This is a genomic window from Mesorhizobium sp. M1428 (genome assembly GCF_040317515.1).
Lineage (GTDB): Bacteria > Pseudomonadota > Alphaproteobacteria > Rhizobiales > Rhizobiaceae > Mesorhizobium.
The window spans coordinates 159,050-184,622 of sequence record NZ_JAMYKT010000008.1; the positions used below are offsets into that span (position 1 = coordinate 159,050).

A 25,573-nucleotide genomic window follows, 5' to 3' on the forward strand; every position below is an offset into this window, starting at 1 on the left:
GGTTTCTTAGCTCTCTTTTGCTATTCACCTGAGGGAAACCTGCGGACGCCCCATGAACGAAATCGACCCAGCGCGCCGTTTTTCGCTAGACGCGGTGCGCAAATTCGACGCCCCTGCCGAGAACAATACGGCCGGCGGCATGAACGATGTTGCCCGCCAGGTCGCCTCGCAATACCGGCGCGATACGATGTCGCCGATCATGGTGAGCGGCGTCCTGCGTATGGTGGAATTCGCGCTGCTGTTGGTGTCAGGTCTTGCCGTCTATTTCTATTATGTCGGCTTTTTCAACTATCTTGCCTGGCAATACTCACTGACAATCGCCGCCACCTCGTTCCTCGCGGTCGTTCTGTTCGACGTCACCGACTGCTACCAGATCGTCGCGTTGATGCGGCCGATCGCCAATTTCGGCCGTCTCCTGCTGGTCTGGGCCGGAACATTCGCCTTGATGGCGCTCACCGCCTTCACCATGAAAATGTCGGAAGACTATTCGCGCCTGCTCTTCGGCACGTGGTTCGTCGTCGGCTTCGTGCTGATCCTGGGTCTCCGCCTGGTGATGTCGAAGCTGATCAGGCGCTGGGCACGCGACGGGCGGATGGAGCGCCGCGCCGTCATCGTCGGCGGCGGCAAGGCGGCGGAGGTACTGATCCGCTCGGTCGAAAGGCAGCCCTACAACGACATCCGCATCTGCGGCATCTTCGACGACCGGGGCGACAAGCGGTCGCCGCCGGTTGTCGCCGGTTATCCCAAGCTCGGCACGATTTCCGAACTCATCGAATTTGCCCGCATCGCGCGCATCGACATGCTGATCGTATCGCTGCCGCTGACCGCCGAATCGCGCGTGCTGCAGTTATTGAAGAAGCTGTGGGTGCTGCCGGTCGACATCCGGCTATCGGCGCATTCGAACGCGCTGCAGTTCAGGCCGCGCGCCTATTCCTACATTGGCTCGGTGCCGATGCTAGATATCTTCGACAAGCCGATCAACGACTGGGATTCGGTCGCCAAGCGCGCCTTCGACATCGTCTTTTCGATCATCGGCATCATCGCGTTCTCGCCGGTGATGCTGGCGACCGCAATCGCGATCAAACTCGACAGCAAGGGGCCGGTGCTGTTCCACCAGAAGCGGCACGGCTTCAACAACGAGATCATCGAGGTCTACAAGTTCCGTTCGATGTACACCGACAAGGCGGACCCGACGGCGAAGCAGACCGTGACCAAGAACGATCCACGCGTCACCCGTGTCGGCCGCTTCATCCGCAAGACCTCGATCGACGAACTGCCGCAGTTCTTCAATTCGCTGTTCGGCTCGCTGTCGCTGGTCGGGCCGCGCCCGCACGCCATTGCCGCGCAGTCGCACAACCTCCTCTACAATGAGGTGGTCGACGGCTATTTCGCCCGTCACAAGGTCAAGCCCGGTGTGACCGGCTGGGCGCAGATCAATGGCTGGCGCGGCGAGATGGATACCAACGAGAAGATTCGCATGCGGACGGAATACGACCTCTATTACATCGAGAACTGGTCGCTCCTGTTCGACCTCAAAATCCTGTTCCTGACGCCGATCCGCCTGCTCAACACGGAAAACGCATATTGAGCGCGACGGCCTATGAATTGTCGGCTGCGGCGGTCAACGCCAAGCTGATTGCACTGATTGCGTCGGGGGCGGTTTTCCTCGGCGTCTTCCTGTCCGGCTTCGTCATTGCCGAGCCCGCGCCGTACGACCTCTATATGATCGGGCTGATCGTGGTGTGGCCCTTGTTCGGCCTGCGCATACAGCGCGTGGCGGTGCCGCTGCTGGTGCTGCTGGTTATCATGAACATCGGCGGCATGATCTCGATGACGCAGATGTCGGACCTCGCCGGCACGCCGCTCTATCTCGCCGTCTCGCTGTTCCTGGCCCTCACCGCGGTTTTCTTCGCTTCCGTTACGGCCGTCCGGCCCAGTCTCTATCGGGTGATCTTCGTCGCCTATGTGGTGTCGGCGGTGCTGACTTCGCTGGTCGGCATAGCCGGCTATTTCCATGCCTTTCCAGGAGCCGAGATCTTCACCAAATACGACCGCGCCGCCGGCGCCTTCCAGGACCCGAACGTGTTCGGGCCTTTCCTGGTGCTGCCTGGCATCTACCTGCTCTACCTGCTGCTTACCGGTTCGGTCGCGCGCATGCCGCTATTGGCGGTGCCGCTGCTGATCATCACCGCCGGCATCTTCTTTTCCTTTTCGCGCGGCGCCTGGGGCATGTTCGCCGTTTCGGCGATCCTGCTGACCGGTGCCTTGTTCCTGCAGAGCGCCAGCGGCAAGTTCAGGCTGCGCGTCGTCGTCATGACCATCGCCGCCGTCGGACTGCTGGTCATCGCGATGATCGTCATCCTGCAACTGCCGGGCGTCGCGGAGATGTTCTCGAACCGCGCGCAACTCGAACAAAGCTACGACACCGCCCGCCTCGGCCGCTTCGCCCGCTATACGATCGGCTTTCAGATGGCACTGGAGCATCCGTTCGGCATCGGCCCGCTCGTGTTCGGCAAGATGTTCGGCGAGGACACCCACGACATCTGGCTGAAGATGCTGATGGATTACGGCTGGCTCGGCTTCGTGTCGTTCCTGACGCTGACGTGCTGGACGATCGCCGCCGGCTTCCGCATTCTGCTGCGCGACCGGCCGTGGCAGCCTTATCTTCTATGCGCCTACGTCGCCTTCATCGGCAATATCGGGCTCGGCACCTTCATCGACATCGACCACTGGCGCCATGTCTACCTGCTGCTTGGCCTGATCTGGGGTGCCATCGCGCTCGAATACCGCCACCAGTGGCAGTTGCGGGCGGCGCAGCGACCGGCAATCCCCGTTGCTGTTACTTCAGGCAGGATAGCAACCGAATTCGGTTGACCGGAGCCGGTCTATCACGATACATCGCGACCGGTCCGGAGTGTAGCGCAGCCCGGTAGCGCACTTGACTGGGGGTCAAGGGGTCGTCGGTTCGAATCCGGCCACTCCGACCATTAAAATCCAAAGGCTTAGCCAGTTTTCCCCCAAACTGGCTATACAGACAATAGCCGCATTGCAGCCAGCGCAGCGTACGAAGGCGCGTGATCTCATCGAGGAATCGATCACGCATCACTTAGGCGCGAGGCACGGAGGCTGACGTCTAGCCAGAAGCCCACCGAGAAACCGCGCGGTAATGGCTAGGTAAGGTTTGCTGCGTACGCCAACCTTCACCGTGAGCCCGTGTTCCAGCTTCAATGAAAAAAGGTCCCGCCGCACATGCCAGAACGGCGGGACTCGATCAGGCGCCTTGCATCAGGCAGGGGTGACTCGGGGGTTGGGCATGCCCGGTGCGCGCGGATCGTAGTGAACCCTAGGCGCATCAGCTGCAATGCGTCCACCAACCGTCGGTTGGAAAGAACTAGTTCAATGCCGATGGCTGGCCTGACCTGAACAAGCGCCTGCTCAAGGCTTAGTTTCTTCCCGGGGAGGAGCTTTTTGGTCAGGACAATCAGGATAGGGCAATTCTTTACACGGAGAGGGCCGGTCGCGAACGCCGCCATAATGTTCCGCGAGTTTTGCGAAACCGTAGGCGAAGGCGAAAAGAAGCGCGAGGACAACCGCTATTCGGACGGCCATCCCGTATTGTAGCAGTATCCTCCCATTGGAGCGCGCGGCGTTTTGGTACGATTGAATGTTGAGTTCGAAAAAGGTTGGTTTTAGTTGAATCGCCGTCGTCCGCAGTTGTAAGGGCGAGCGGACGCTTCGAAGATGCCACGCGCTTTCGCCCTTTCAGGAGAGATGCAATGTCGCTTCAAGGAGTTGCCTGTCCTGCCGAGCTGACCATGTTGACCAGGGCACTTGATGCCCGATGCCGTGAACTAGGCCTCGCTGACGGCGATCCAGGCAGAGACGTGCTCGGCCGCAGGGTGATGGATTTATTTGAAAGCGGTCAGCTCAGCGCCGAAGATTTGAGACTGGCTCTGAGCGGCGAGATCTTTAACGCCAAAAATCCTATGGCCGCAGCCGGTGGGCTTTGATACGGCAAGCGGCTATCCGCGCAACCAATTGAATTGCTGGGCCAGCGTAGGCTTCCGTGTGCGCAAGAGCGCGTGTGAACAAATGTGATTTTGCGGTCGGCGCCAGACGGGCTAACTTTACCCATCGAACGAAAGAGGAGAGTGACCATGAAGACATTCCTCGCAATGGCTGCGGCACTGACCATGTCCATATCAGCTGCCTCTGCGGACTGCCCCGCGCATTCCAAGGTCCAGGCATCGGTCGACACGCAGACGAAGACAGCGAGCGTCGAGAAGGCCGATATGTCGACTGTCACGGACGCTCAGACGATCAAGAAAGAAGAGTCGCAGAAGACCGAATAGCGGTAGCGCTCAGCGGGTCCCAGGACCCGGATAAATGGCTACTGGCAAACATCCACCCATTCTGCGCCAACGAGTTCCGCCATGCGTTGCGGGCTGAGCCGCACGGCGGCGTTGGTTGCGCCTGCGGCGGGGACAACTTCGTCAAAGGCGCGCAGCGAGATGTCGCAATAGACCGGCAGCGGTGATGGCAGGCCGAACGGACATACGCCGCCGACGGGATGACCGGTCGCGGCGAACACCTGCTCGGCGTCCAGCATTCGCGCCTTGCCGCCGAACCGGTCCTTGAACTTGCGGTTGTCCAGCCTGGAGACCCCGCCGGCCACGATCAGCATCGTCTGGTCGCCGGCGCGCAAGCAGATCGTCTTGGCGATCTGCGCCGGCGCTACGCCGTGCGCTTCGGCTGCAAGAGGCACCGTCGCCGAGCTTGCCTCCGTGACGATGACGTCAATGTCGGGCGCGTGTGCGGCGAAGAAGGCGCGAACGGATTCGAGGCTCATCTCCAGCAATTTCCGTCTGGCGTCGCCGTGGCGGCCGGCAAGTCTACTACGTGGCCGAAAAAAACGAAGCCCGCCAGGGCGACCCATGGCGAGCTCGTGGAACAAAAGCATGGCACGCCGCTACGACACGGATCGCCTTTTGGCGGGCAACACGGCTTCATCAAACAGAGCGCTTTCCGGAAACTGAAGCGCGGAGGCAATACGCCGACGTTTCGAGGGATCGGCATCCTTGCCGCTTTCAATGTCGGCAATCTCATAGGCTGCCAGCCCGCACGCCAGGGACAGCTCTTCGATGCTGTATCCACGGGCTTCCCGGGCGGTTCGGACAGCACTGCGTTCAGGCGTAACCGCGCTCGCCGCCAGTTCGGAGTAAGGTTCGCGTTTTGCTATTTGGGGCATTGGCAACTCCGTGGGATGAAAGAGTTAGATCAAATCATGTTGTTGCCTGAGACGATCGGGAGAATGCCCGCTCGCCGGTGATTTGCCAAGCATCAAAGATAGCGTCACGGCATCGTGAACCGACGCCGGAATGAAGGCGGATGCCGGCGAGCCGACATCTGGCCGGATCGTCGGCAGACACAGTCCGGAAACAAAATTCTACAGGCCGGAAAAACTACCGAAAAACTCCAAGGCGATAGTCCCAACTGCAGCGCTCGAGTCACCAACCTGAATCAGTGACGCTCGAATTCCGCCTGCGCAAAAAGGAAACGATGTCATGAAGAAGCCTCTTCTCTCCGCCCTTGGACTTGCAATCGCACTTGCCCTTTCAATGCCGATCATCGGCGCAAGCAGCGCGAACGCAACGACGATGCAGACCACCGTCAAGAAGCATCACCGCCATCACTACCATCACCGCGTCCACCACTACCGCCACCACCACAAGAAGGTTGTGGCGAAGAAGTACTGAAAACACCCTCGGGCGAACGACCGGCAAGCAGGCGTTCTGGTCCTTGACCAAGGGCGGCGCGCTTGCCGGGTTTGCCGTGTCGGCGAAAAATGGCGGCGGTCCGCCGACCACCGCCATTTGCTTATCTCAACGTGCCGACCTTGAACGCGCTCGCGGCACGTTTTGCTGCCGGCCAGTGAGGAACAGACTGGCGACGAGCCCGACCAGAACCAGCCCGACAGCGGCCGCTGTCGCCGGGTGATCTCGGGCGGTCTGCTCGATCGCCCGGCCTTGCCTTCTGATTGCCGGCAAGGCGTGGCCGAGCCGCTCAGTGATATCCGAATAATAATCCGACGCGCTATCGCGCCCGTCTTCGTAAAAGGCGCCGCCCTGCTTCAACACGGCTTTCTTCAAGGTGGCCAGTTCCCTGGTCAAGGCCGCGACCTGCTTGTTCAGATCGGTGTCGGAGATGCTCGAAAGCGATGCCATGACGTGCTTCCTTCATCTGCAGAAGGAAGCCTAACGCATGACCCTGAAGACCGTTCCGGTCAACCCGGCGGGCTCTAGCGAACCTGATCGAGCAGGCGCTTGCATTCCAGGAGGTCGAATAGCGCCTCCTGCAGCAAAGCGCGATTGTCACGGGAAAGTTTTGACGTGTCCGGCGGAACCGGGCCTTCCTCGTCGGTCTTGCCTATGCCGAAAAAACGACGGCTGGGTTTCACCCTCGGCTGGCCGACCAGCATTTCGTCGTCCGGGCCGCGCGGCTGCGCCGCTTGCGTCAGCGGTACCGCGTCAGCCTGTCGGCGCTGCGAGATCGCCTCGACCGCCGCCATGTCGCCACTGCCGACGGCGATCAGAAACTGGTTGCCGTTCTCGCGCAACAGCTTCTGCACGCCCTTGATCGTATAGCCCTGATCGTAGAGCATATGGCGAATACCCTTGATCAGCTCGACGTCCTGCGGACGGTAGTAGCGGCGGCCGCCGCCGCGCTTCATCGGCTTGATCTGGTTGAAACGCGTCTCCCAGAAGCGCAGCACGTGCTGCGGCAAATCCAGATCCTCCGCGACCTCGCTGATGGTGCGGAAAGCATCGGGGCTCTTGTCCATGGACGAATCCTCACGCTAGAACATGATCGCGAAAGGTGGGAACCGGTTCGGGCGACATTACGCTTAACAAGGAGAGCAGCTTCCCGTCCCGTCGGAACGGATCACACCCAAATACCGATCCGGCCTGCCGAATCGCATCTTATTTCAGCGGTTTATGAAACAATATTCAAGCCCGGCGCAAAAGCAGGGTTCGTTTTTCAACCGAAGCCTGGAGCATGATTCTCGGCAAAGCGGGAGTGGACGTCTACTTGCTGCCCTTGGCTTTGCTGCTTTGATGGGAGCGCAGGATACGGTTCTTCAGCACGTTCGATGATTTGAAGGTCATCACCCGGCGCGGCAGGATTGGCACTTCCTCACCGGTCTTGGGATTGCGCCCGATGCGCTCGTTCTTGGAGCGGACATGGAAGGTCGCGAAGGACGACAGCTTCACCGTCTCGCCGCGAACGATCGCTTCGCAGATCTCATTCAGCACCGCCTCGACAAGCTCGGCGGATTCAGTACGTGACAGCCCAACCTTGCGATAAACGGCTTCGGCGAGGTCGGCGCGCGTAAGTGTCTTTCCCCCCATACGAACCGTCCCATCAGCTCAAAAACATAAATCGATACAAGCAACGGCAGAACCTAAGTAATTGATCCGTCAAGGTCAAGGACCCGAACCCGATAGTTCGGCACTTACCAGCGGAGCAGGACCGCGCCCCAGGTGAAGCCCCCGCCCATCGCCTCGAGCAGCACCAGGTCACCCTTTTTGATGCGACCATCGGCGACGGCCGCGGACAGTGCCAGCGGCACGGAAGCAGCCGAGGTATTACCGTGCAAATCGACGGTCACCACCACCTTCCGCTCCTCTATCCCGAGCTTTTTGGCCGAAGCGTCAATAATTCGTTTATTGGCTTGATGCGGCACGAACCAGTCGAGGTCGCCGGCGCTGATGCCGGCCTGTGCGAACGTCGCCTCGATGACGTCGGTGATCATGCCGACCGCGTGCTTGAACACTTCGCGGCCTTCCATCCTGAGGTGCCCGACCGTTCCTGTGGTCGACGGCCCACCGTCGACGAAAAGCTTGTCCTTGTGGATGCCGTCGGAGCGCAGGCTGGCTGCCAGAACGCCTCGGTCGCCGATGCCGCCTGCCCCCGTGCCTGCTTCCAGCACCATCGCGCCGGCGCCGTCGCCGAACAAGACGCAGGTCGAGCGGTCGTTCCAGTCGAGAATACGCGAAAACGTTTCCGAGCCGATCACCAGCACCCGTCTGGCCAAGCCGCCGCGGATATAGAGGTCGGCGGTCGTCACTGCATAGACGAAGCCGGAGCAGACCGCCTGCAGGTCGAAGGCAAAACCGTGGTGCATGCCGAGCCGGTTCTGGATCTCGACCGCCGTCGCGGGAAAGGTGTTGTTGGGCGTCGAGGTCGCCAGCACGATCAGGTCGACGTCGTCAGCCGTCAGGCCGGCGCTGTCGAGGGCTGCGCGCGCTGCCGCCTCGCCCAGCGAGGCCGTCGTCTCGTCGTCGGCCGCAATGTGGCGCTGGCGAATGCCGGTGCGCTGGACGATCCACTCGTCCGACGTCTCGACCATGCCTTCGAAATCGGCATTCTTCATAATGCGGCGAGGCAGCGCGGCGCCCGTGCCGCGCACGACTGATCTGATCAATACTCTTTCCTATTCCTTTGCGTCGATGACGACGTCGGATTTCCGGATTGTCTGGGCATTCGGATTGCGGGCATGGAACAGGTCGAGATCGGCCTCGATGCGGTCGAGCAGATTGTTGCGCACCATGTCGTAGCCAAGCTCGATCGCCGCCGCGAAGCCATCCGAATCAGCCCCGCCGTGGCTTTTCACCACGATGCCGTTCAACCCGAGGAAGACACCGCCATTGGAGCGGCCGACATCCATCTTCTCGCGCAGGCGATCGAAGGCGGTCTTGGCGAAGATATAGCCGATCCTGGCCATCAGCGTCCGGTTCATCGCCGCGCGCAGATAGCCGGCGATCTGCCTGACGGTGCCTTCCGCCGTCTTCAGCGCGATGTTGCCGGCAAATCCTTCGGTAACGACGACGTCGACACTGCCCTTGCCGATGTCGTCACCCTCGACAAAGCCATGGTAGTTCATCGAGGCCATGTTGGCCTCGCGCAGCATACGGCCCGCCTCCTTGACCTCCTCCTGACCCTTGATCTCCTCGACGCCGACATTGAGCAGGCCGACGCTCGGCCGTTCGATGCCGAAAACCGAGCGCGCCATGCCGGTGCCCAGAATGGCAAAATCAACCAGTTGATGCGCATCCGCGCCGATGGTGGCGCCGACGTCCAGCACCACGCTTTCGCCGCGCAATGTCGGCCAGAGCGCCGCGATTGCCGGGCGATCGATGGTCGCCATAGTGCGAAGGCAGAATCTGGACATCGCCATCAGCGCGCCGGTATTGCCGGCTGAGATGCAGGCGTCGGCAGTGCCTGCCTTAACCGCCTCGACGGCCTTCCACATCGATGATTTCCAGCGACCGTGGCGCAGCGCCTGGCTCGGCTTGTCGTCCATCCGCACTGCAATCTCGCAGTGGATGAACTCGCTCACTTCCGCCAGCTTGGGGAATTTTGCGAGTTCGGGCCGTACCACTTCCTCGCGCCCGTAAATGACGAAGCGTATATCCGGACGGCGGGTGGCGACAGTCATGAGCGCCGGGATGACCACGCTTGGCCCGTGATCGCCGCCCATGGCATCGATGGAAATCCTGATCACGCGGTGTTCATCTCACGGTTGCTTGGCCAGCGGGCTTGCCAAGATACGGGGCTCGCGAAGGTTCGGCGAAAATAACGGTTTTGGGCTGCCGCACAACCAACTTTTCTCAAATTGGGTCAGCCATCAGGATTTTCCCAACAGTGATCTGAGCTTTTGCTGGAATTCATTCTCCACAGGCTCGGCATCGCCGGCGGCCTCCAGCGACACACCCGGCTTGCGCGGATAGGGATCGATCGCCAAGCCAAAGAACTGCTCGGCAAGCGCCCCGACGTCGATCGTATCGCCCGAAAAGGTTTCCGGGCTGTCCGGGCCTTCGGCGTCGAGCAGGATCTCACCGCCGCCGTCGAAACCTTGCCGCCCGAGCTTGGATTGCTCTGGCAGGAACAGCGCTTCGAGCGGCTCGTCGATATGCGCCTCGACCGGGTCGAGGGTGACGATGCAGGCCTGCGTTATATCGGCCTCGACATGGCCGCTGACTTTTACCCCGTTGCGCTTCCAGGGCTCGACCAGGAGTTCGGCGCGATAGTTCTCGACCGAAAGCAGCTCGTGCTCGACGGCCAGCAGGGCGCGCTGCCCAGCGTCGGCATCGATCACCACCGGTAGCCCCTTTTGCGGCAGCCGGGCGACATTTGCCAGGAACGACACTGGGCTGTGGGTATCAGGATGTTTCATCTTCGCCTCCACTTCGCCACCTTCATTCGGCCTGCCGTCGCTCAAGCGTTGGCCACGGGAAATGCCACCGTGCCGGAAACGATCGATTCGGTCGGCTGTTCCGCGAGTTGCCTGGATGCATCGGCGGCATAGAGTGCCAGTTGCGACGCTTGCGGCCAGGCGCCGGCATCCGGCCGGACATTGCGGGCAAGGGCGGCGGCAAGCGCATCATGGTCATTTCGTTGCAGCGCATCATCATAGGCGGCAGTACGGCCATAAAACATCTTCGCCAGTTTCCGCATGCGCTTCGGCACGCCGACGTCGCCAATGCCCAGTTCCCGCAACGAATGTTCGACATCCATGAAGAACTCGTCGATCAGCACCTGCGCTACCTCTGCCGCGGCACCGCCCTCGCCGCGCAACCGGTGCTGGAACAGGAACATGTGCAAAGACAGCATCTCGAAGCGGCCGAGCGGCGTGTCCGGCACGTTCCAGGCGGAATAAAACACCGTTTGCCGCGCCGCCGCCACGATTTGTGCGTAAAGCGCCTCGGTGATGGCGCGGTTGGCATGACGTTCGCGGCCAAAGAGGCGCTGGAACATTAGAGGGTGGTCTCCCGGGACCGTTTGTTGAAGTGGCCTTGTTGCATCGGCAAGCAAGCTGGTTTACCGGTTTTGCGGCCCAGCGCAAGTTGCGGCCAGCTTATGGAGTTGTAGTTGCACGCGCTGAAATTCAAGTCGACTTTCCTGCCCAGGCCCGCCGGTGCGGTTTCGCTGCTGGTGATCGCCGCGGCGCTTTCCGCCTGCAATTCGTCCAAGATGATCGGCGATCTCAATCCGAGCGAGACGCTGACGCAGGGCTACGTCATCGACCAGCAGGCGATCGACTTGGTGCCGGTCGGCTCAAGTCGCGAACAGGTGCTGCTGGCGCTCGGCACTCCCTCGACGAAGGCGACCTTCGACAACGAGGCCTTTTATTACATTTCGCAGACGCGCAAGCGCTATGTCGCCTTCGACAAGCCGCGGCTCGTCGACCAGCATGTGCTGGCGGTCTATTTTGGCGATGACGGGCGCGTCACCCAGATCGCCAATTACGGCCTGAAGGACGGCAAAGTGTTCGACTTCATCTCGCGCACCACGCCGACCGGCGGCAAGGACCAGAACTTCCTCAGCCAGATCATCAGTGGCGCCAGCAAGCTGGCGCCTGGTGTTCCGGGCGCCAGCGGCGGCAGCACACTCGGCGGCACCTGATCCACCCCGGCGGTATCGGCTTTCGTTCCTTTCGCTTCCCTGTAAGCGGCACATCTCAGGCAATGAAAAACCCGCGGGAGCGATCCCGCGGGTTTTGTCTTGAGTCGTAGCGGCTGAGCTTAGCCGTGCGCGAGCACGGCCAGCAACAGCAGCGCGACGATGTTGGTGATCTTGATCGCCGGGTTGACCGCCGGCCCAGCAGTATCCTTGTAGGGATCACCCACCGTGTCGCCGGTCACCGAGGCCTTGTGCGCTTCGGAGCCCTTGAGGTGCTTGAGGCCGTCCTTGTCGACGAAACCGTCTTCGAACGACTTCTTGGCGTTGTCCCAGGCACCGCCGCCGGAGGTCATCGAGATGGCAACGAACAGGCCGTTGACGATGACGCCGAGCAGCGAGGCGCCGAGGGCGGCAAAGGCGGATGCCTTCGAACCCGAGATCAGGAGGACGCCGAAATAGACCACCAACGGCGCCAGCACCGGCAACAATGATGGAACGATCATCTCCCGGATCGCTGCCTTGGTCAGAAGGTCGACGGCGCGCGCATAGTTCGGCTTGGAGGTGCCGGCCATGATGCCCGGATCCTCGCGGAACTGCTTGCGCACCTCCTGGACGATAGCACCCGCGGCTCGGCCGACGGCGGTCATGGCGATGCCGCCGAACAGATACGGGATCAGGCCGCCGAAGATCAGGCCGGCGACGACATAAGGATTGGAGAGGTCGAAGGAGACCTCGCCCATGCCCTGGAAGTAGGGGTATTTGTCGCCATTGGCGGCAAAGAACTTGAGGTCGTTGGAGTAGGCCGCGAACAGCACCAGCGCGCCGAGACCGGCCGAACCGATGGCGTAGCCCTTGGTTACCGCCTTGGTGGTGTTGCCGACCGCGTCGAGCGCGTCGGTGGACTGGCGCACTTCCTTTGGCAGGCCGGCCATTTCGGCAATGCCGCCGGCATTGTCGGTGACCGGGCCGAAGGCGTCGAGCGCGACGATCATGCCGGCGAGGCCAAGCATCGTCGTCACCGCGATCGCCGTGCCGTAGAGGCCGGCAAGCTGGTATGTCGAGATGATGCCGCCGACGATGACGATCGCCGGCAACGCCGTCGATTCCAGCGACACCGCGAGGCCCTGGATGACGTTGGTGCCGTGACCGGTGACCGAGGCCTGGGCGATCGAGTTCACCGGGCGCTTGTTGGTGCCGGTATAATATTCGGTGATCACCACGATCAGGCCGGTTACCAAAAGCCCGACCAGGCCGCAGATGAACAGGTTCGTGCCGGTGATGGCCATGCCGGCGACGGTGCCGATCTCGCCCCAGCCGATACATGCCGAAGTGGCTACGGCAAGGCCGACAATCGACAGCAGGCCGGTGACGATCAGGCCCTTGTAGAGCGCGCCCATGATCGAGCCGCTGGAACCGAGCTTGACGAAGAAGGTGCCGACGATCGAGGTGAGGATGCAGGCGCCGCAGATGGCCAGCGGATAGAGCATGGCCGCGCCGAGAACGGCGGTGCCACCGAAGAAGATGGAGGCGAGGACCATGGTGGCGACCACGGTCACCGCATAGGTCTCGAACAGGTCGGCGGCCATGCCGGCGCAATCGCCGACATTGTCGCCGACATTGTCGGCAATGGTCGCCGGATTGCGTGGATCGTCTTCGGGAATGCCGGCTTCAACCTTGCCGACGAGATCCCCGCCGACGTCGGCGCCTTTTGTGAAGATGCCGCCGCCGAGACGAGCGAAGATCGAGATCAGCGAGGCGCCGAAGCCGAGCGAAACAAGCGAGTCGATGACGACGCGATCGTTTGGCTGCAGACCCATGAACTGGGTCAGGATCAGGTAGTAGATCGAGACGCCGAGCAGGGCCAGGCCAGCAACCAGCATGCCGGTGATGGCGCCCGACTTGAAGGCGATCTCGAGGCCGGCAGCGAGGCTGTTGGAAGCTGCCTGCGCGGTCCGCACATTGGCGCGCACCGAGACGTGCATGCCGATGAAGCCAGCGGCACCCGAGAGAACGGCGCCGATCAGGAAACCGATGGCGGCGGTGATCGAAAGCAGCCACCAGGCAAGCAGCAGGACCACGACGCCGACGATGGCGATGGTGGTGTACTGGCGCGCCAAATAAGCTTGGGCGCCTTCGCGGATGGCCGCGGAAATTTCCTGCATGCGTGCATTGCCCTGATCGGCCGCGAGGACCGAACGTGTCGCCCAGATGGCGTAAAGGACTGAAAGCAGACCGCAGGCGATGACAGCTGAAATTATGGTCATTGCCGAATTTTCCTCGATTGGTGGCCCAAAAGAACCCCTCCCCGGGCCGTTGAGACAGGGACGAATTTTCCGCAACCGGAATCCGTCCCTTCGCAGCGGCTTATGCGAAACAGGGCTCGGAACGTCAAGATATTGTTCGGTTCTTGTCCGGCTTTCGCCCAAAAGATCCCGGGTTTCGTCCAAAAGGCTGGACGGCAGTGCGCCTGTCGACACTGCCGCCCGGTTAGATCGATCGAAATCGGCGAACGGTCGTCAGGCTTTGCGCGGGTCGCCGTCTGGCTGCATGACGAAGACCAGCACCACCAGCATGGTCATGTAGAATTTGAACGCCGCTTCCTGACCATTCCATGTCGAAGACTGCCACATGGCGAACCACTCGCCGCCAACGACCATGAAGCCGAAATACCAAACGAGGAAACCCATGGTGGCGGCAATGATGGCGAACTTCTTGGCGTCGTTGAAAGCCTGTCCGCTGGCGTTGCGCGCCTGCCAGAGTTGCCAGGCGGCGATCAAGTAGAGCAGGCAGGTCAGCGCCTCGCCAATGATGATCAGCCAGTAGCCCGCCGTCCACAAGGCCGGGTTGGTGATCGAGCGGTACATCAGTGCGTTGCCGGGAAAGGTCGTGTCCATGCTCAGCACATGCTGGACAAAGGCGAAGTTTGACCCGTAATCGGTGATGTTGCCGAAGGCGACGAGGAAGGCGAAAGCCGCCAGACACAAACACATGACGATCTTGGAGAAACGCGCGGTCATGGCAAGAACTCCTGCTGAAAGATCGGGGCATCACATTCATCAATCGCCGAGTCCCGAAGATCGCGCAACGGGTGGGCCAGTGATCATCGTGCTCACAGCTGTCGCGAGACATTATGCCGGCAAGCAAGACATTGCCGAGACTGTCGAAGCCCTCGATCTCGACAGTGATTGCGCGGTGGGTGACTTGGTCTCTGTGGTTAGAGCCGACACACGGCATGATTTCGCCATCATCCGCCGCCGCTGGGTCGCTAGCGAAACGGGCACCACGCTCGAACTGACGCTCGATCATCCAGCGCGTTCAACGGGCCGCTGAAAGAAACGAACTTCGCCCCGAGAGGTTACTCGGCCTCGCGTCCCATGCGCCGAGCCGTGTAGCGCTCGATCGCCGACAGCCCGTCATAGATCAGCACGGCAAGGGCGGCGACGATCAGGCCGCCCTGCAGGATGAAGGCGAGGTTGTTCGACAGCAGGCCGGCGATGATCACCTCGCCCAGTGTCCTCGCTGCCACCGTCGAGCCGATGGTCGCGGTGGCGAGGCTGATCACCACCGACAGCCGGATACCGCCAAGAATGATCGGCGCGCTGAGCGGCAGCTCGACCTTGACCAGCCTTTGCCAGCCGGTCATGCCGGCGCCACGCGCCGCCTCGACGACGTTGGCCGGCAGCGTCGTCAGGCCGGTCAGCGCGTTCTCGAAGATCGGCAGCAGCCCATAGAGAAACAGCGCAATCAGCGTCGGCTTTTCGCCGAAGCCGACTGCCGGCACGGCAAGCGCCAGTACCGCCACCGGTGGAAAGGTCTGGCCTATATTGACCAGGCTGCGCGACAGCGGCAGGAATTCGGCGCCGGCCGGCCTGGTGACCAGGATGGCGAGCGCGACTGCAACGATCGTCGCGGCAACCGTTGCGATCAGCACGGTCCGCAGATGCAGCAGCGTCAGCGTCAACAGGCTGCCCTGATTGTAGATTACCGGCGCATTGTTCTCTGTCAGCGGCTTCAGCAGCGGTTCGAACCAGCCGGGATTGGTGACGAAGGCAATAAGCACCACCACCAGGGCAAGCCTGAGCAGCGAGGGAAGCCAGGCCTTCATGCCGGCCTCGCCGCGCGCTTAACCAGCCCGTCCACCGTGACGCGGCCAAGCGGCTTGCCTTCGGCATCCTTCACCGGCAGCGCCGGGCGGCCCGACCACAGGAGTTCGGCGAGCGCGTCGCGCTGGCTGGCATCACCGGGGATCGCCTCGCCTTCGGCGGTGCCCTTTTCCACCGCGTCGCGGACCCGGCCAAGCGACAACAGCCGGAACGGTTTTTCGCTGGCACCTACCAGGGTTTCGACAAACGCACTGGCCGGTTTTGCCAGTATCTCGGCCGGCCCGGCATATTGCACCACTTTGCCGCCATCCATCACCGCGATCTTGTCGCCCATGTGAACAGCCTCCTCCATGTCATGGGTGACAAGGATGATGGTGGTGCCGAAGCGCTTCTGGATCGCCAGCAGGTCCTCCTGCGCCTTGTTGCGAATGATCGGATCGAGCGCGCCGAACGGCTCATCCATCAACAGCACGTTGGGTTCCGCAGCAAGCGCGCGGGCGACGCCGACGCGCTGCTGCTGGCCGCCGGAAAGCTCATGCGGATAGCGTGGCCCGTAGGCTTCGGGGTCGAGTTGGTAGAGCCTCATCAGCTCGTCGACGCGGGCCTTGATGCGGTTGGCATCCCAGCCAAGCAATACCGGCACGGTGGCGATGTTCTGCGCCACCGTGCGATGCGGAAACAGGCCGTGGCCCTGGATGGCATAGCCGATGCTGCGACGCAGCTCGTAATCCGGCACCGAGCGGTTGTCGACGCCGTCGAGCTTGATCACGCCCGACGTCGGCTCGACCAGCCGGTTTATCATGCGAAGCAGCGTCGTCTTGCCGGAGCCGGAGGTGCCGACGATGACGGCGATGCTGCGCGGCTCGATTACTATCGACACGTCGTCGACAACTGTCGTCTCGCCGTAGCGCTTGGTGATGCCTTCGATCTCGATCATGTCGTTTCAACCCTGCGCTTGCTGGCGCTCATTTCGATCACTGCATCGAGGATGATGGCGGCGGCGAAGGCCAGCGCGACCGTCGGCACGGCACCGAGCAGCACCAGATCCATCGCCGTCTGGCCGACGCCCTGGAACACGAACACACCAAAGCCGCCGCCGCCGATCAGCGCGGCAATCGTGGCGAGGCCGATATTCTGCACCAGCACGATACGGATGCCGGTGAGGATCACCGGGAAGGCCAGCGGAAACTCAACGCCGAACAGCCGCTGGCGGTCGGTCATGCCCATGCCGCGCGCTGCGTCGTTGGCGGCACGCGGTACACCGGCAAGGCCGACCACGGTGTTAGCCACCACCGGCAGCAGCGAATAGAGGAACAGGGCGACGAAAGCCGGCGCTGTGCCGATGCCGCGAATCCCGAGCGCGGCAGCACCCGGCACATGCGAAGCAACCCAGCCGAGCGGTGCGATCAAGAGGCCGAACAGCGCGATCGAAGGAATGGTCTGGATGATGTTCAGTACGTTGAGCACACCGGCCCGCAATTTCTCGACGCGGTGGCAAAGGATGCCGAGCGGCAAGCCGATGATTACTGCTGCCGCCAGTGAACCCAGCGCCAACCTCACGTGTTTGGAGCCTTCCGCCCAAAAACTATCGGCGCGATTGAAATATTCCTTGAGGATCGACAGGCTGTTCCAGCTCCCCGAGACCAGCAGCAGGCCGATCGCCGCTGCGGCGACAACGAGCACGCCGACCCGTGCCTGCGGCGACAGGTTCAGCCTTGTAAGCACGTCGGCGAGCAGAAGCGTGAAGGCGAAGATAAGCAGCCAGAAGCCCGAAGCCGGCGAGATACGGGCGAAGGTGTTGCCGGCGGGCGTCAGGAAGCTGCCGGCAACGCCGATCAGCAGCGCCAGCGCCGCAAGTGCAACCGCACTGGCGGCGAGGCGCAGAGCAAGCGGCGTTTTCAGCAGCGCAATGAGCGCCGCTGCGACAACAATCGCCATCAATAGCGGACCGACTGCCGCAGGCAAAGATTCGAGGATCGAGCGCGCCTCGCCGGGTACGATGCGATTGGCGCGGAAGGTGGCGAATGGCGCCGCAAAAGCCGCATAGGCCGATATCGCCGCGATGACCACGCCGAGCTTGTCGAACCGGATGCGCACGCCCTCCCCCATCGGCCGATCCGGCGCACCTCGACAGCGGCGCGCCGGAATCGCCTTACTTCAGGAAGCCGTTCTTCTTCAAAAAGTCCTCAGCGACGCCCTTGACCGGCTCGCCGCCAACCTGCACGCGGCCATTCAACTCCTGCAGCGTGACGAGATCGAGCTTGGCGAAGACCGGCTTCAGCAGCGTCTCGATTTCGGGATGCTCCTTCAGCACCGCCTCGCGGATGATCGGCGCCGGCTGGTAGACCGGCTGCACACCCTTGTTGTCTTCAAGCACGACGAGGCCGGAGGGCGCGATGCCGCCGTCGGTGCCGTAGACCATGGCGGCGTTGGCGCCGTTGGTCTGGTTGGCCGCAGCGGCAATGGTCGCCGCCGTATCGCCGCCCGACAGCGTGATCAACTGGTCCGGTTTCAGCGTGAAGCCATAGGTCTTCTGGAAAGCGGGCAGCGCGGCCGCCGAATTGACGAACTCGGCGGAGGCCGCCAGCACCACCTTGCCGCCGCCCGAGGCGTATTTGCCGAAGTCGGAGAGGGTGACGAGCTTGTTGGTATCGGCGACTTCCTTACGCAGGGCGATCGCCCAGGTATTGTTGGCCGGTGACGGGGATAGCCAGACGATCTTGTTGGCGTCGTAGTCGAGCTTCTTGGCAGTCTCGTAGGCCTTGGCGGCATCTTTCCACACCGGATCGTCGGCCTTCTCGAAGAAGAAGGCGGCGTTGCCGGTGTACTCGGGATAGATGTCGATCTCGCCGGCTGTAATCGCCTTGCGTACCACGGGCGTGCCCCCGAGCTGGATGCGGTCGGTGGTCTGGATATTGTTGGCGTTCAGCACCAGCTGGATGATGTTGCCGAGCACGCCGCCTTCGGTGTCGATCTTCGACGACACCACCACCTGGGCGCTTGCCGAGGCTGCCGTGATGCCGAGCGCCAGTACAGCGCCGGCCAGAACCTTGATTGAAAACATCTCACAAATCCCTTGCTGTGAACCGGAATACGGCTGCCGCATATGAGCATGGCTTCGATGTCACGTCGGGGTACACGGTTTCATAAGAAGGGGGATGGACGCAATAATTTTGTTCGGATGCGAGTGACTCCGCTGTTGCCTCGTCCCGACAGCGTGACGTCAGCTGGCCGCGCGCAAGCCTGTCATCTTCAACACGCCCAGTGCCACGAAGCACAGCGCGACGACCGGGAAAATCATCCAGTTCAGCATCTCCCAGCCCCAGGCATTGTAGACCGCGCCCGACATCAGCGAGGCGAAGGCGACGGAGCCGAACAGGACGAAATCGTGGAACCCCTGGACCTTGCCTTTTTCGGATGGCTGGTAGCTGTCGGCCACCATGGCGGTGGCACCGATGAAGCTGAAGTTCCAGCCAAGGCCGAGCAGGATCAGCGTCGTCCAGAACTGCCACAGTGCCAACCCCGACAGCGCGACTATACCGCAGCCAATGAGCAGCACCAGCCCGATGGCCACGATCCGTTCCGCGCCAAAACGATGGATCAGCGACCCCGTGAAGAAGCTCGGCGCGAACATCGCCATGACGTGCCAGGAAATGCCGAGCGTGGCGTCGTCGGTCGAAAGGCCGCAGCCGACCATGGCCAGCGGCGCGCCGGTCATCACGAAGCTCATCAGTGCGTAGCTGCCGATGGCGCAAAACAACGCCGCGATGAAGCGTGGCCTGGTGACGATTTCTGAGAGCGGCCGGGCGTCGCTGTCGGCGATTTCCACCTTCTCGGTTGCCTTGGCTGGGATGCGCAACAAAGAGAGAATGGCGGCGCCAACCGCCGCCAGCACCAGGATGGACGAAAACGCGCCGGCAAACTTCACCGGCGAGAACAGATCGCCGGTGAAGATGACGATCTGCGGCCCGAGTATGGCGGTGACGATGCCGCCGGCCAGCACGAAGGAGATGGCACGCGCCTTGAATTCCGGCGGCGCATTGTCGGCGGCGGCAAAGCGGAATTGCTGGACAAAGGCACCGCCGATGCCGATTACGGCAAGGCCGAAAGCGAACAGCCAGAAGCTGGCATGGAACAGCGCCAACGTGGCGATCAGGCCGCCAAGCGCTGTCACCGCCGTGCCGGTCATGAAGCCATCGCGCTGGCCGAGCCGGCGGATGATCGCCGCGGCCGGTAAGGAACCGAGCGCCACGCCGACATTGAAACCGGTGATCGGCGCGGTTGCCAGCGACTTGTCAGCATCGAGCAGGTACTGCCCGGCCAATCCACCCATGGAAATGGCGATGGGTGCCGCCGAACCGATGACCGCCTGCGAGGCTGCAAGGATGAAGGCGGTGCGACGCGCTTCCCTGCCCGCCTCAACGGCGACGACGGCAGTCATGGGGCGTCCTTGCCGCGGCCCTCGCCGCGCACCCGGCGCGACACGCGATCAAGCACCGCATTGACCAGTTTCGGCTCGTCTTCCTCGTAAAATGCCTTGGCGATGTCGACATATTCGGAAACGATGACCGCCACCGGCACGTCCTCGCGCTGCATCAGCTCGTAGACGCCGGCGCGCAATATGGCGCGCAATGTGGAATCGAGCCTCGACAGAGGCCAGTCCTCGGTCAGCGCCTGTCGGATGACTGGATCGATGGTCTTCTGGTGCTCGACAACGCCGGCAAGAATGGCGCGGAACCATTGCGCATCGGCTTCGCGATAGAGCGCGCCGTCGACTTCCTTGCCGAGCCTGAACGCCTCGTATTCGGCGGTGATCTCAAACACACCGCTGCCGGCGACGTCCATCTGGTAGAGCGCCTGCACAGCGGCCAGACGGGCAGCACCGCGCTTGTTGGCATGGCGAACCGCAGGCTGGCCGGGCGAAGCGGGTTCGCTCACGTTCGCTCTCCCAGCTGTTCCTTTAGAGCGATCATGGTCAGCGCCGCACGCGCCGCAAAGCCGCCCTTGTCGCCTTCCGAACGCCTGGCCCGTGTCCAGGCCTGTTCGTCGTTTTCCGTGGTCAGGATGCCGTTGCCGATGCAGACCGCATCCTGCACGGACAGGTCCATCAGGGCACGGCTGGATTCATTGGCGACGATATCGAAATGATAAGTGTCGCCGCGGACCACCGTGCCGAGGGCGACGAAGCCGTCATAGTTCGTCCCGCCTTCGGAGGCACCGTCGAGCGCGAAGGAAATCACCGCCGGGATTTCGAGCGAGCCCGGAACAGTGACGACATCGTATGTCGCGCCCGCTTCCTCGAGGGCCTTTGTCGCGCCTTCGAGCAACGCGTCGGCAAGGTCGTCGTGAAAGCGCGCCTCGATGACAAGAAGGTGGGCCTTCTTCTTCGGACGGATGAACGCTTTGCCGTGTTGGGATGTGCCAGCCATAGATGTCTCCGGGGATCGCCGGTGACTTAGGCCGAAGCCGGTTTGATCGCAAGCGGAAGATTGCCGAAGGAACTTTCAAGGCCAACTCGGCGGCGGTCGCATCAGAGAATGGGCTTTATGGACGAGCGCCTCAAAGCCCCTCTTTAGCCGCCTCCACCAGTCGCGCCGCGTAGCGGGCCATGGTGTCGATCTCGAGATTGACCCAGTCGCCGACCTGGCGTCCGCCCCAGGTGGTGACCGTCAGCGAGTGGTGGATCAACAGCACGTCAAAGCGGCTGCCTTCGACCTTGTTGACGGTGAGCGAAGTGCCGTCGAGTGCGACGGAACCCTTGGGGGCGATGAATTTGGCAAGCTCGCGCGGTGCTTCCAGGGTAAAGCGCACGGCATCACCCTCTTCCTTGCGGGCTACGACCTCGGCCATGCCGTCGACATGGCCTGACACAATATGGCCGCCAAGCTCGTCGCCGATCTTCAGCGCTCGCTCCAGGTTGATCCGCGTGCCGGATTTCCAACCCATCGCGGTCGTCAGCCTGAGCGCCTCTTCCCAGGCCTCGACCTCGAACCAGCGTGCGTTGGCGCCACCTTCCGGCAATCCGGTTACCGTCAGGCAGACGCCGCCGCAGGAAATCGAGGCGCCGATGGCAATGGTCTGCGGATCGTAGGCGGTGTCGATACGCAAACCGACGCCTTCCCTGAGCGGCTTCACGGCAGCGACGGTGCCGACATCGGTGACGATTCCAGTGAACATTAGTTTGGCCCCGTGAACATCAGTTCGGTCCTAGATGTCTCTTATCCATTCCGCATATGTATCTTCGCCGAAACGCATGTTGCGCAATTTGCGAAATCCCGGCGGGATATTGCTGGCATCGATCGGCGATGCAATGCCGCCCTCGCCGATCGCGTCCGGCCCCTGAAACAGCACGATACGATCGATCAGTTGTTCGTCGAGGAACGCCTTGGCCACCTTGGCGCCGCCCTCGACCAGGACACTGGCCATGCCGAGCGCCGCCAGATCCTCGAGCAGTTCCGGCAGCGCAATATCGCCTTCATACGTCTCAGTGCCGATGAAGCGAACGCCGGCGCGTTCGAGCGCGGCGCGCCGGTGCGGATCGGCCTCGGCGCAGGCAGCGATATAGAGCGGCACGCGGTCGACGCCGGCGACCAATTTCGAAGTCTCGGGTACCCTGATCTGACGGTCGAGCACGATGCGCGCCGGCGAACGGCTCTCCAGTCCCGGAAGCCTAACCGTCAGCGCCGGATCGTCTTCCAATGCCGTGCCGATGCCGATCAATATGCCATCGGCTTCGGCGCGCATCAGATAGACTTCGCGCCGGGCGATATCGCCGGTGATGGAGACCTGCCCCTCGCCTCTCACGCCGATCTTGTTGTCGCTCGAAAGCGCAAGTTTCAGGATCACTTCCGGGCGTTTGTTCAAAGATCGAATCAAATAGCCGGCCATCTGCTCCGCGGCCTCGGCCGCCAGCACTTTTTCCACCACCTCGACGCCAGCGGCATGCAAGATTGCATAGCCCTTGCCGGAAACACGCGGGTCCGGATCGCTGGCAGCGCCAACCACACGCGTCACGCCGGCACTGACGAGCGCATTGGCGCAAGGCGGCGTGCGGCCGTGATGGGCGCAAGGCTCCAGCGTTACATAGGCGGTGGCGCCGCGCGCCAGTTCGCCGGCCTCCGCCAAAGCCTCGGTCTCGGCATGCGGCCGGCCGCCGACGGCGGTGACGCCGCTGCCGATGATCATCGGCCCGTCGCCGTCATCGCGTACGATCAGCGTGCCGACGGAAGGATTGGTCGAGGTCCGGCCGGCATTCTTGCGCGACAGCCTGAGGGCCGCCGCCATATAGCGGCGATCGAGGACCTCTTGCTCCGCCGTGCTGCGCTCGGACCCAGCCATGCTCAGCCGGCGTCCTCTTCGCTCTTCAGCTCTTCGCCCCTAGGCTCGTCGGTTTTGAGCTCGTCGCCCTTGAGCTCGCCCAACACGTCGTGGAAATCCTTGGCCTCGCGGAAATTGCGGTAGACGGAGGCAAAGCGCACGTAGGCGACATCATCGAGTGACTTCAGTGCCTCCATGACCAGCCGGCCGACTTCGCCGGATGCGACTTCGGTCTCGCCCGAGCTCTCAAGCTGGCGCACGATGCCGGTCACCGCGCGGTCGATGCGCTCGGGATCGACATTGCGCTTGCGTACCGCGATTTCGACCGAGCGCAGCAGCTTGTCGCGGTCGAACGGCACCTTGCGTCCAGACTTCTTCACCACGACGAGGTCGCGCAATTGCACGCGCTCGAAAGTGGTGAAGCGGCCGCCGCAATCTGGGCAGACGCGCCGCCTGCGGATCGCCGCGCCGTCTTCGGCGGGGCGCGAATCCTTCACCTGCGTATCTTCGGACTGGCAGTAGGGACAGCGCATGGAGAGCCTTCGGTTCGCGATTCTCGTGGAGCGAAAGGCTTAGAGGTTTTTGCCACGATGGCAAAGTATGGCCGATGACCGATCGCGCCTCAGAGATAGCGAGGCACGAGCAAAATTGCGAGAGCGGCAATCAGTTGGACGGCAATACGCCAATCAGGGAGCGACGTCGCCGGTCGGGAAGCCGCAGGACGTGCCGAGATAGCGATAGGCCTTGGTGAAGCCGTCCATCGATATGGTCGCGACCGGCTTGTCGGCGAAGCTGACATCGAGGGCGCTGGTGCGGCGCATGGCACGCAGTATGGCAAGCGTGGTCTCGCGTTTGTTGTTCACTATCCACTGGCCGTCGGCGATAAGATGAAAACCAGCCTTGATCTTGTCGTTGACGTCGCGGAACACCGCCGGGATGTTGTCGCCTTTGGGCAACTCACTGTTTTTCACGGCGATGATGAGGCTCGGATAGCCCTCGGGTGGCAGTACGTCGCCATTCGAGATGGCCAGCGTGAGGGTGCCACTGGTCCCGTTAGCGTCGAAAAAGACCGTCGAGGCGGCGCAGGTCTTGCGCACATCCTCGCCGGTGTTGACCTCGTCCACCGTGGTGGACCAACTGCCGAAGGTCTCTGTCTTGGGTGCTGCCGGGGTCGGCTCGGTCTGCGCAAAGGCCGCGCCGAGTAGCTGCGAGGTGGCTAAGGTGAGCAAGGCAGCGCCAACACTGGCGAAACGGAAAATTCGCATCATCATCAAGCGTCTCCGAGATGAAGCCGTGCCCAGTTGATCGGCGCCGTCACAGTTGGGGGAACGACGCCCAGCGTCAACCAAGATACGGGTAAAGCGGAAAACGATCCGTCAATGCCGCCACCTTGGCCTTCACGGTTGCCTCGACGGCCGCGTTGCCCTCGTCGGAATTGGCGACCTTCAGTCCATCGAGCACTTCGGCGATCAGCTTGCCGATCTCGCGGAACTCGGCCTGGCCGAAGCCGCGCGTGGTGCCGGCCGGCGTGCCGAGCCGAACGCCCGAGGTCACGAAAGGCTTTTCCGGGTCGAAGGGGATGCCGTTCTTGTTGCAAGTGATATTGGCGCGGCCAAGGGCAGCCTCGGCGCGCTTGCCGGTGGCGTTCTTGGGGCGCAGGTCGACCAGCATCAGATGGTTGTCGGTGCCGCCGGAGACGATGTCGAGACCGGTTTCCTGCAGACTGGAGGCCAGCGCCTTGGCATTGGCGACGACGCTCTCGGCATAGATCTTGAAGCTCGGCTTCAGCGCCTCACCCAGGGCCACCGCCTTGGCGGCGATGACATGCATCAGCGGGCCGCCCTGCAGGCCAGGGAAGACGGCCGAATTCATCTTCTTGGCAATATCCTCGTCATTGCAAAGGATCATGCCGCCGCGCGGCCCGCGCAGCGATTTGTGCGTCGTGGTGGTGACCACATGGGCATGCGGCAGCGGCGACGGATGCATGCCGCCGGCGACCAGGCCGGCGATGTGGGCCATGTCGACCATCAGATAGGCGCCGATCGAATCGGCGATCTCGCGAAAACGCTTCCAGTCCCAGACACGTGAATAGGCTGTGCCGCCGGCCAGGATCAATTTCGGCCTGGTCTCATGGGCGGTCTTCTCGATTGCGTCCATGTCAAGCAGATGATCGTCCCGGCGCACGCCATAGGAGACGACCTTGAACCATTTGCCGCTCATATTGACCGGCGAGCCATGCGTCAGGTGTCCGCCGGAATTGAGGTCGAGGCCCATGAAGGTATCGCCGGGCTGCAGCAGCGCCAGGAACACCGCCTGGTTCATCTGGCTGCCGGAATTCGGCTGGACGTTGGCGAAGTTGCAGCCGAACAGCTTTTTCGCGCGTTCAATGGCCAGTTCCTCGGCGACGTCGACGAATTGGCAGCCGCCATAGTAGCGCTTGCCCGGATAGCCCTCGGCATATTTGTTGGTCATGATCGACCCCTGTGCCTCGAGCACGGCACGCGAGACGATGTTTTCCGAGGCAATCAGCTCGACCTCGTGGCGCTGGCGGCCGAGTTCGTCGCGGATGGCGCCGAAAATCTCGGGGTCGGCATCGGCAAGCGTGGTTTCGAAAAAGGATTCGAATTTGTTCGACACTGCCGCTGCTGTTGCCATGGGCTGAAATCCTCAAGGTTCGGGGTCTGTCGCGC

Annotated in this window: 30 protein-coding genes and 1 tRNA gene; 8 read left to right on the top strand and 23 right to left on the bottom strand. The window is 62.3% G+C overall.

Annotated features, from left to right (window positions below; translation table 11 throughout):
- Positions 1–52: 52 nt before the first annotated feature.
- The 5 genes from NKG60_RS14075 to NKG60_RS14095 all read left to right on the top strand — a co-directional run bounded on the left by NKG60_RS14075 (position 53) and on the right by NKG60_RS14095 (position 4,352).
- Positions 53–1,588, top strand: coding sequence for an undecaprenyl-phosphate glucose phosphotransferase (locus tag NKG60_RS14075; RefSeq protein ID WP_352865643.1), 1,536 nt, complete (start codon positions 53–55; stop codon positions 1,586–1,588).
- Positions 1,585–2,874 (top strand): O-antigen ligase family protein, encoded by a 1,290-nt coding sequence (locus tag NKG60_RS14080; protein WP_352662739.1) that lies wholly within the window; start codon positions 1,585–1,587, stop codon positions 2,872–2,874. The genes NKG60_RS14075 and NKG60_RS14080 overlap by 4 nt, the downstream gene beginning before the upstream one ends.
- Before the next feature lie 36 nt (positions 2,875–2,910).
- Positions 2,911–2,987 (top strand) — tRNA-Pro (locus NKG60_RS14085).
- A gap of 789 nt (positions 2,988–3,776) precedes the next feature.
- Positions 3,777–4,010 (top strand): hypothetical protein, encoded by a 234-nt coding sequence (locus tag NKG60_RS14090; protein ID WP_352662742.1) that lies wholly within the window; start codon positions 3,777–3,779, stop codon positions 4,008–4,010.
- A 147-nt stretch (positions 4,011–4,157) separates the two neighbouring features.
- Positions 4,158–4,352, top strand: coding sequence for a hypothetical protein (locus NKG60_RS14095; RefSeq protein ID WP_352865639.1), 195 nt, complete (start codon positions 4,158–4,160; stop codon positions 4,350–4,352).
- Positions 4,353–4,390: 38 nt separating this feature from the next.
- Here NKG60_RS14095 and NKG60_RS14100 read toward each other — a convergent pair whose 3' ends face one another.
- Positions 4,391–4,849, bottom strand: coding sequence for a YbaK/EbsC family protein (locus NKG60_RS14100; protein ID WP_352662748.1), 459 nt, complete (start codon positions 4,847–4,849; stop codon positions 4,391–4,393).
- 120 nt (positions 4,850–4,969) lie between these two features.
- A complete protein-coding gene (locus tag NKG60_RS14105) occupies positions 4,970–5,248 on the bottom strand; it encodes a helix-turn-helix domain-containing protein (RefSeq protein WP_352566102.1) in 279 nt (92 codons plus the stop codon).
- A gap of 316 nt (positions 5,249–5,564) precedes the next feature.
- Between NKG60_RS14105 and NKG60_RS14110 the strand changes: the two genes are divergently transcribed.
- Positions 5,565–5,756 carry a hypothetical protein gene (locus tag NKG60_RS14110; protein ID WP_352662754.1) on the top strand — a complete coding sequence of 64 codons (192 nt, stop codon included), beginning with the start codon at positions 5,565–5,567 and terminating at the stop codon, positions 5,754–5,756.
- 126 nt (positions 5,757–5,882) lie between these two features.
- On the opposite strand, the gene NKG60_RS14115 is transcribed toward NKG60_RS14110, so the two are convergent.
- From NKG60_RS14115 to NKG60_RS14145, 7 genes are all read right to left on the bottom strand, one after another.
- Complete coding sequence (locus tag NKG60_RS14115; protein WP_352975004.1) at positions 5,883–6,224, bottom strand: hypothetical protein; 342 nt, start codon at positions 6,222–6,224, stop codon at positions 5,883–5,885.
- A gap of 74 nt (positions 6,225–6,298) precedes the next feature.
- The gene (locus NKG60_RS14120) at positions 6,299–6,841 is read right to left on the bottom strand and encodes a MerR family transcriptional regulator (RefSeq protein WP_352662760.1); all 543 of its coding nucleotides are present in this window, start codon (positions 6,839–6,841) and stop codon (positions 6,299–6,301) included.
- Positions 6,842–7,085: 244 nt separating this feature from the next.
- Entirely contained in the window at positions 7,086–7,409 is a 324-nt protein-coding gene (locus NKG60_RS14125) for an integration host factor subunit alpha (protein ID WP_352662763.1), read from the bottom strand.
- 104 nt (positions 7,410–7,513) lie between these two features.
- Positions 7,514–8,485, bottom strand: a complete 972-nt coding sequence (locus NKG60_RS14130) for a beta-ketoacyl-ACP synthase III (RefSeq protein ID WP_352662766.1) — start codon at positions 8,483–8,485, stop codon at positions 7,514–7,516.
- A gap of 9 nt (positions 8,486–8,494) precedes the next feature.
- A complete protein-coding gene (gene plsX / locus NKG60_RS14135; protein WP_352449317.1) occupies positions 8,495–9,565 on the bottom strand; it encodes a phosphate acyltransferase PlsX in 1,071 nt (356 codons plus the stop codon).
- Positions 9,566–9,688: 123 nt separating this feature from the next.
- Positions 9,689–10,237 carry a YceD family protein gene (locus NKG60_RS14140; RefSeq protein ID WP_352662769.1) on the bottom strand — a complete coding sequence of 183 codons (549 nt, stop codon included), beginning with the start codon at positions 10,235–10,237 and terminating at the stop codon, positions 9,689–9,691.
- A gap of 41 nt (positions 10,238–10,278) precedes the next feature.
- Entirely contained in the window at positions 10,279–10,818 is a 540-nt protein-coding gene (locus NKG60_RS14145; protein WP_023674506.1) for a ubiquinol-cytochrome C chaperone family protein, read from the bottom strand.
- 114 nt (positions 10,819–10,932) lie between these two features.
- On the opposite strand from NKG60_RS14145, the gene NKG60_RS14150 reads away from it, so the two are divergent.
- Positions 10,933–11,466, top strand: a complete 534-nt coding sequence (locus NKG60_RS14150; RefSeq protein ID WP_352662772.1) for an outer membrane protein assembly factor BamE — start codon at positions 10,933–10,935, stop codon at positions 11,464–11,466.
- 119 nt (positions 11,467–11,585) lie between these two features.
- Here NKG60_RS14150 and NKG60_RS14155 read toward each other — a convergent pair whose 3' ends face one another.
- Both NKG60_RS14155 and NKG60_RS14160 read right to left on the bottom strand, forming a co-directional pair.
- Positions 11,586–13,727, bottom strand: coding sequence for a sodium-translocating pyrophosphatase (locus tag NKG60_RS14155; protein WP_352662774.1), 2,142 nt, complete (start codon positions 13,725–13,727; stop codon positions 11,586–11,588).
- A 252-nt stretch (positions 13,728–13,979) separates the two neighbouring features.
- A complete protein-coding gene (locus tag NKG60_RS14160) occupies positions 13,980–14,480 on the bottom strand; it encodes a DUF2165 family protein (protein ID WP_352662777.1) in 501 nt (166 codons plus the stop codon).
- 79 nt (positions 14,481–14,559) lie between these two features.
- Between NKG60_RS14160 and NKG60_RS14165 the strand changes: the two genes are divergently transcribed.
- Positions 14,560–14,793, top strand: a complete 234-nt coding sequence (locus NKG60_RS14165; RefSeq protein ID WP_352662780.1) for a hypothetical protein — start codon at positions 14,560–14,562, stop codon at positions 14,791–14,793.
- Positions 14,794–14,818: 25 nt separating this feature from the next.
- On the opposite strand, the gene NKG60_RS14170 is transcribed toward NKG60_RS14165, so the two are convergent.
- The 12 genes from NKG60_RS14170 to glyA all read right to left on the bottom strand — a co-directional run bounded on the left by NKG60_RS14170 (position 14,819) and on the right by glyA (position 25,538).
- A complete protein-coding gene (locus tag NKG60_RS14170) occupies positions 14,819–15,568 on the bottom strand; it encodes an ABC transporter permease (RefSeq protein WP_352662783.1) in 750 nt (249 codons plus the stop codon).
- Positions 15,565–16,503, bottom strand: a complete 939-nt coding sequence (locus NKG60_RS14175) for an ABC transporter ATP-binding protein (protein ID WP_352662786.1) — start codon at positions 16,501–16,503, stop codon at positions 15,565–15,567. The genes NKG60_RS14170 and NKG60_RS14175 overlap by 4 nt, the downstream gene beginning before the upstream one ends.
- Positions 16,500–17,675: an ABC transporter permease gene (locus NKG60_RS14180; RefSeq protein ID WP_352865628.1), complete on the bottom strand. Its 1,176-nt coding sequence runs from the start codon at positions 17,673–17,675 to the stop codon at positions 16,500–16,502. The genes NKG60_RS14175 and NKG60_RS14180 overlap by 4 nt, the downstream gene beginning before the upstream one ends.
- Before the next feature lie 43 nt (positions 17,676–17,718).
- Positions 17,719–18,630 carry a glycine betaine ABC transporter substrate-binding protein OsmF gene (gene osmF, locus NKG60_RS14185; RefSeq protein WP_352662792.1) on the bottom strand — a complete coding sequence of 304 codons (912 nt, stop codon included), beginning with the start codon at positions 18,628–18,630 and terminating at the stop codon, positions 17,719–17,721.
- 159 nt (positions 18,631–18,789) lie between these two features.
- A complete protein-coding gene (locus NKG60_RS14190; protein WP_352865623.1) occupies positions 18,790–20,007 on the bottom strand; it encodes an MFS transporter in 1,218 nt (405 codons plus the stop codon).
- The gene (gene nusB, locus NKG60_RS14195) at positions 20,004–20,504 is read right to left on the bottom strand and encodes a transcription antitermination factor NusB (protein ID WP_352662798.1); all 501 of its coding nucleotides are present in this window, start codon (positions 20,502–20,504) and stop codon (positions 20,004–20,006) included. Before nusB ends, NKG60_RS14190 begins: the two co-directional genes overlap by 4 nt.
- Positions 20,501–20,995, bottom strand: coding sequence for a 6,7-dimethyl-8-ribityllumazine synthase (gene ribH, locus NKG60_RS14200; RefSeq protein ID WP_352449305.1), 495 nt, complete (start codon positions 20,993–20,995; stop codon positions 20,501–20,503). Before ribH ends, nusB begins: the two co-directional genes overlap by 4 nt.
- Before the next feature lie 130 nt (positions 20,996–21,125).
- Positions 21,126–21,743 (bottom strand): riboflavin synthase, encoded by a 618-nt coding sequence (locus NKG60_RS14205; protein WP_352662801.1) that lies wholly within the window; start codon positions 21,741–21,743, stop codon positions 21,126–21,128.
- 30 nt (positions 21,744–21,773) lie between these two features.
- Positions 21,774–22,904 (bottom strand): bifunctional diaminohydroxyphosphoribosylaminopyrimidine deaminase/5-amino-6-(5-phosphoribosylamino)uracil reductase RibD, encoded by a 1,131-nt coding sequence (gene ribD, locus NKG60_RS14210; RefSeq protein ID WP_352662804.1) that lies wholly within the window; start codon positions 22,902–22,904, stop codon positions 21,774–21,776.
- A gap of 2 nt (positions 22,905–22,906) precedes the next feature.
- Complete coding sequence (gene nrdR / locus NKG60_RS14215) at positions 22,907–23,416, bottom strand: transcriptional regulator NrdR (protein WP_292658679.1); 510 nt, start codon at positions 23,414–23,416, stop codon at positions 22,907–22,909.
- 153 nt (positions 23,417–23,569) lie between these two features.
- Positions 23,570–24,154, bottom strand: coding sequence for an invasion associated locus B family protein (locus NKG60_RS14220; protein ID WP_352662808.1), 585 nt, complete (start codon positions 24,152–24,154; stop codon positions 23,570–23,572).
- A gap of 70 nt (positions 24,155–24,224) precedes the next feature.
- A complete protein-coding gene (gene glyA / locus NKG60_RS14225) occupies positions 24,225–25,538 on the bottom strand; it encodes a serine hydroxymethyltransferase (protein WP_352662811.1) in 1,314 nt (437 codons plus the stop codon).
- Positions 25,539–25,573 lie beyond the last annotated feature (35 nt).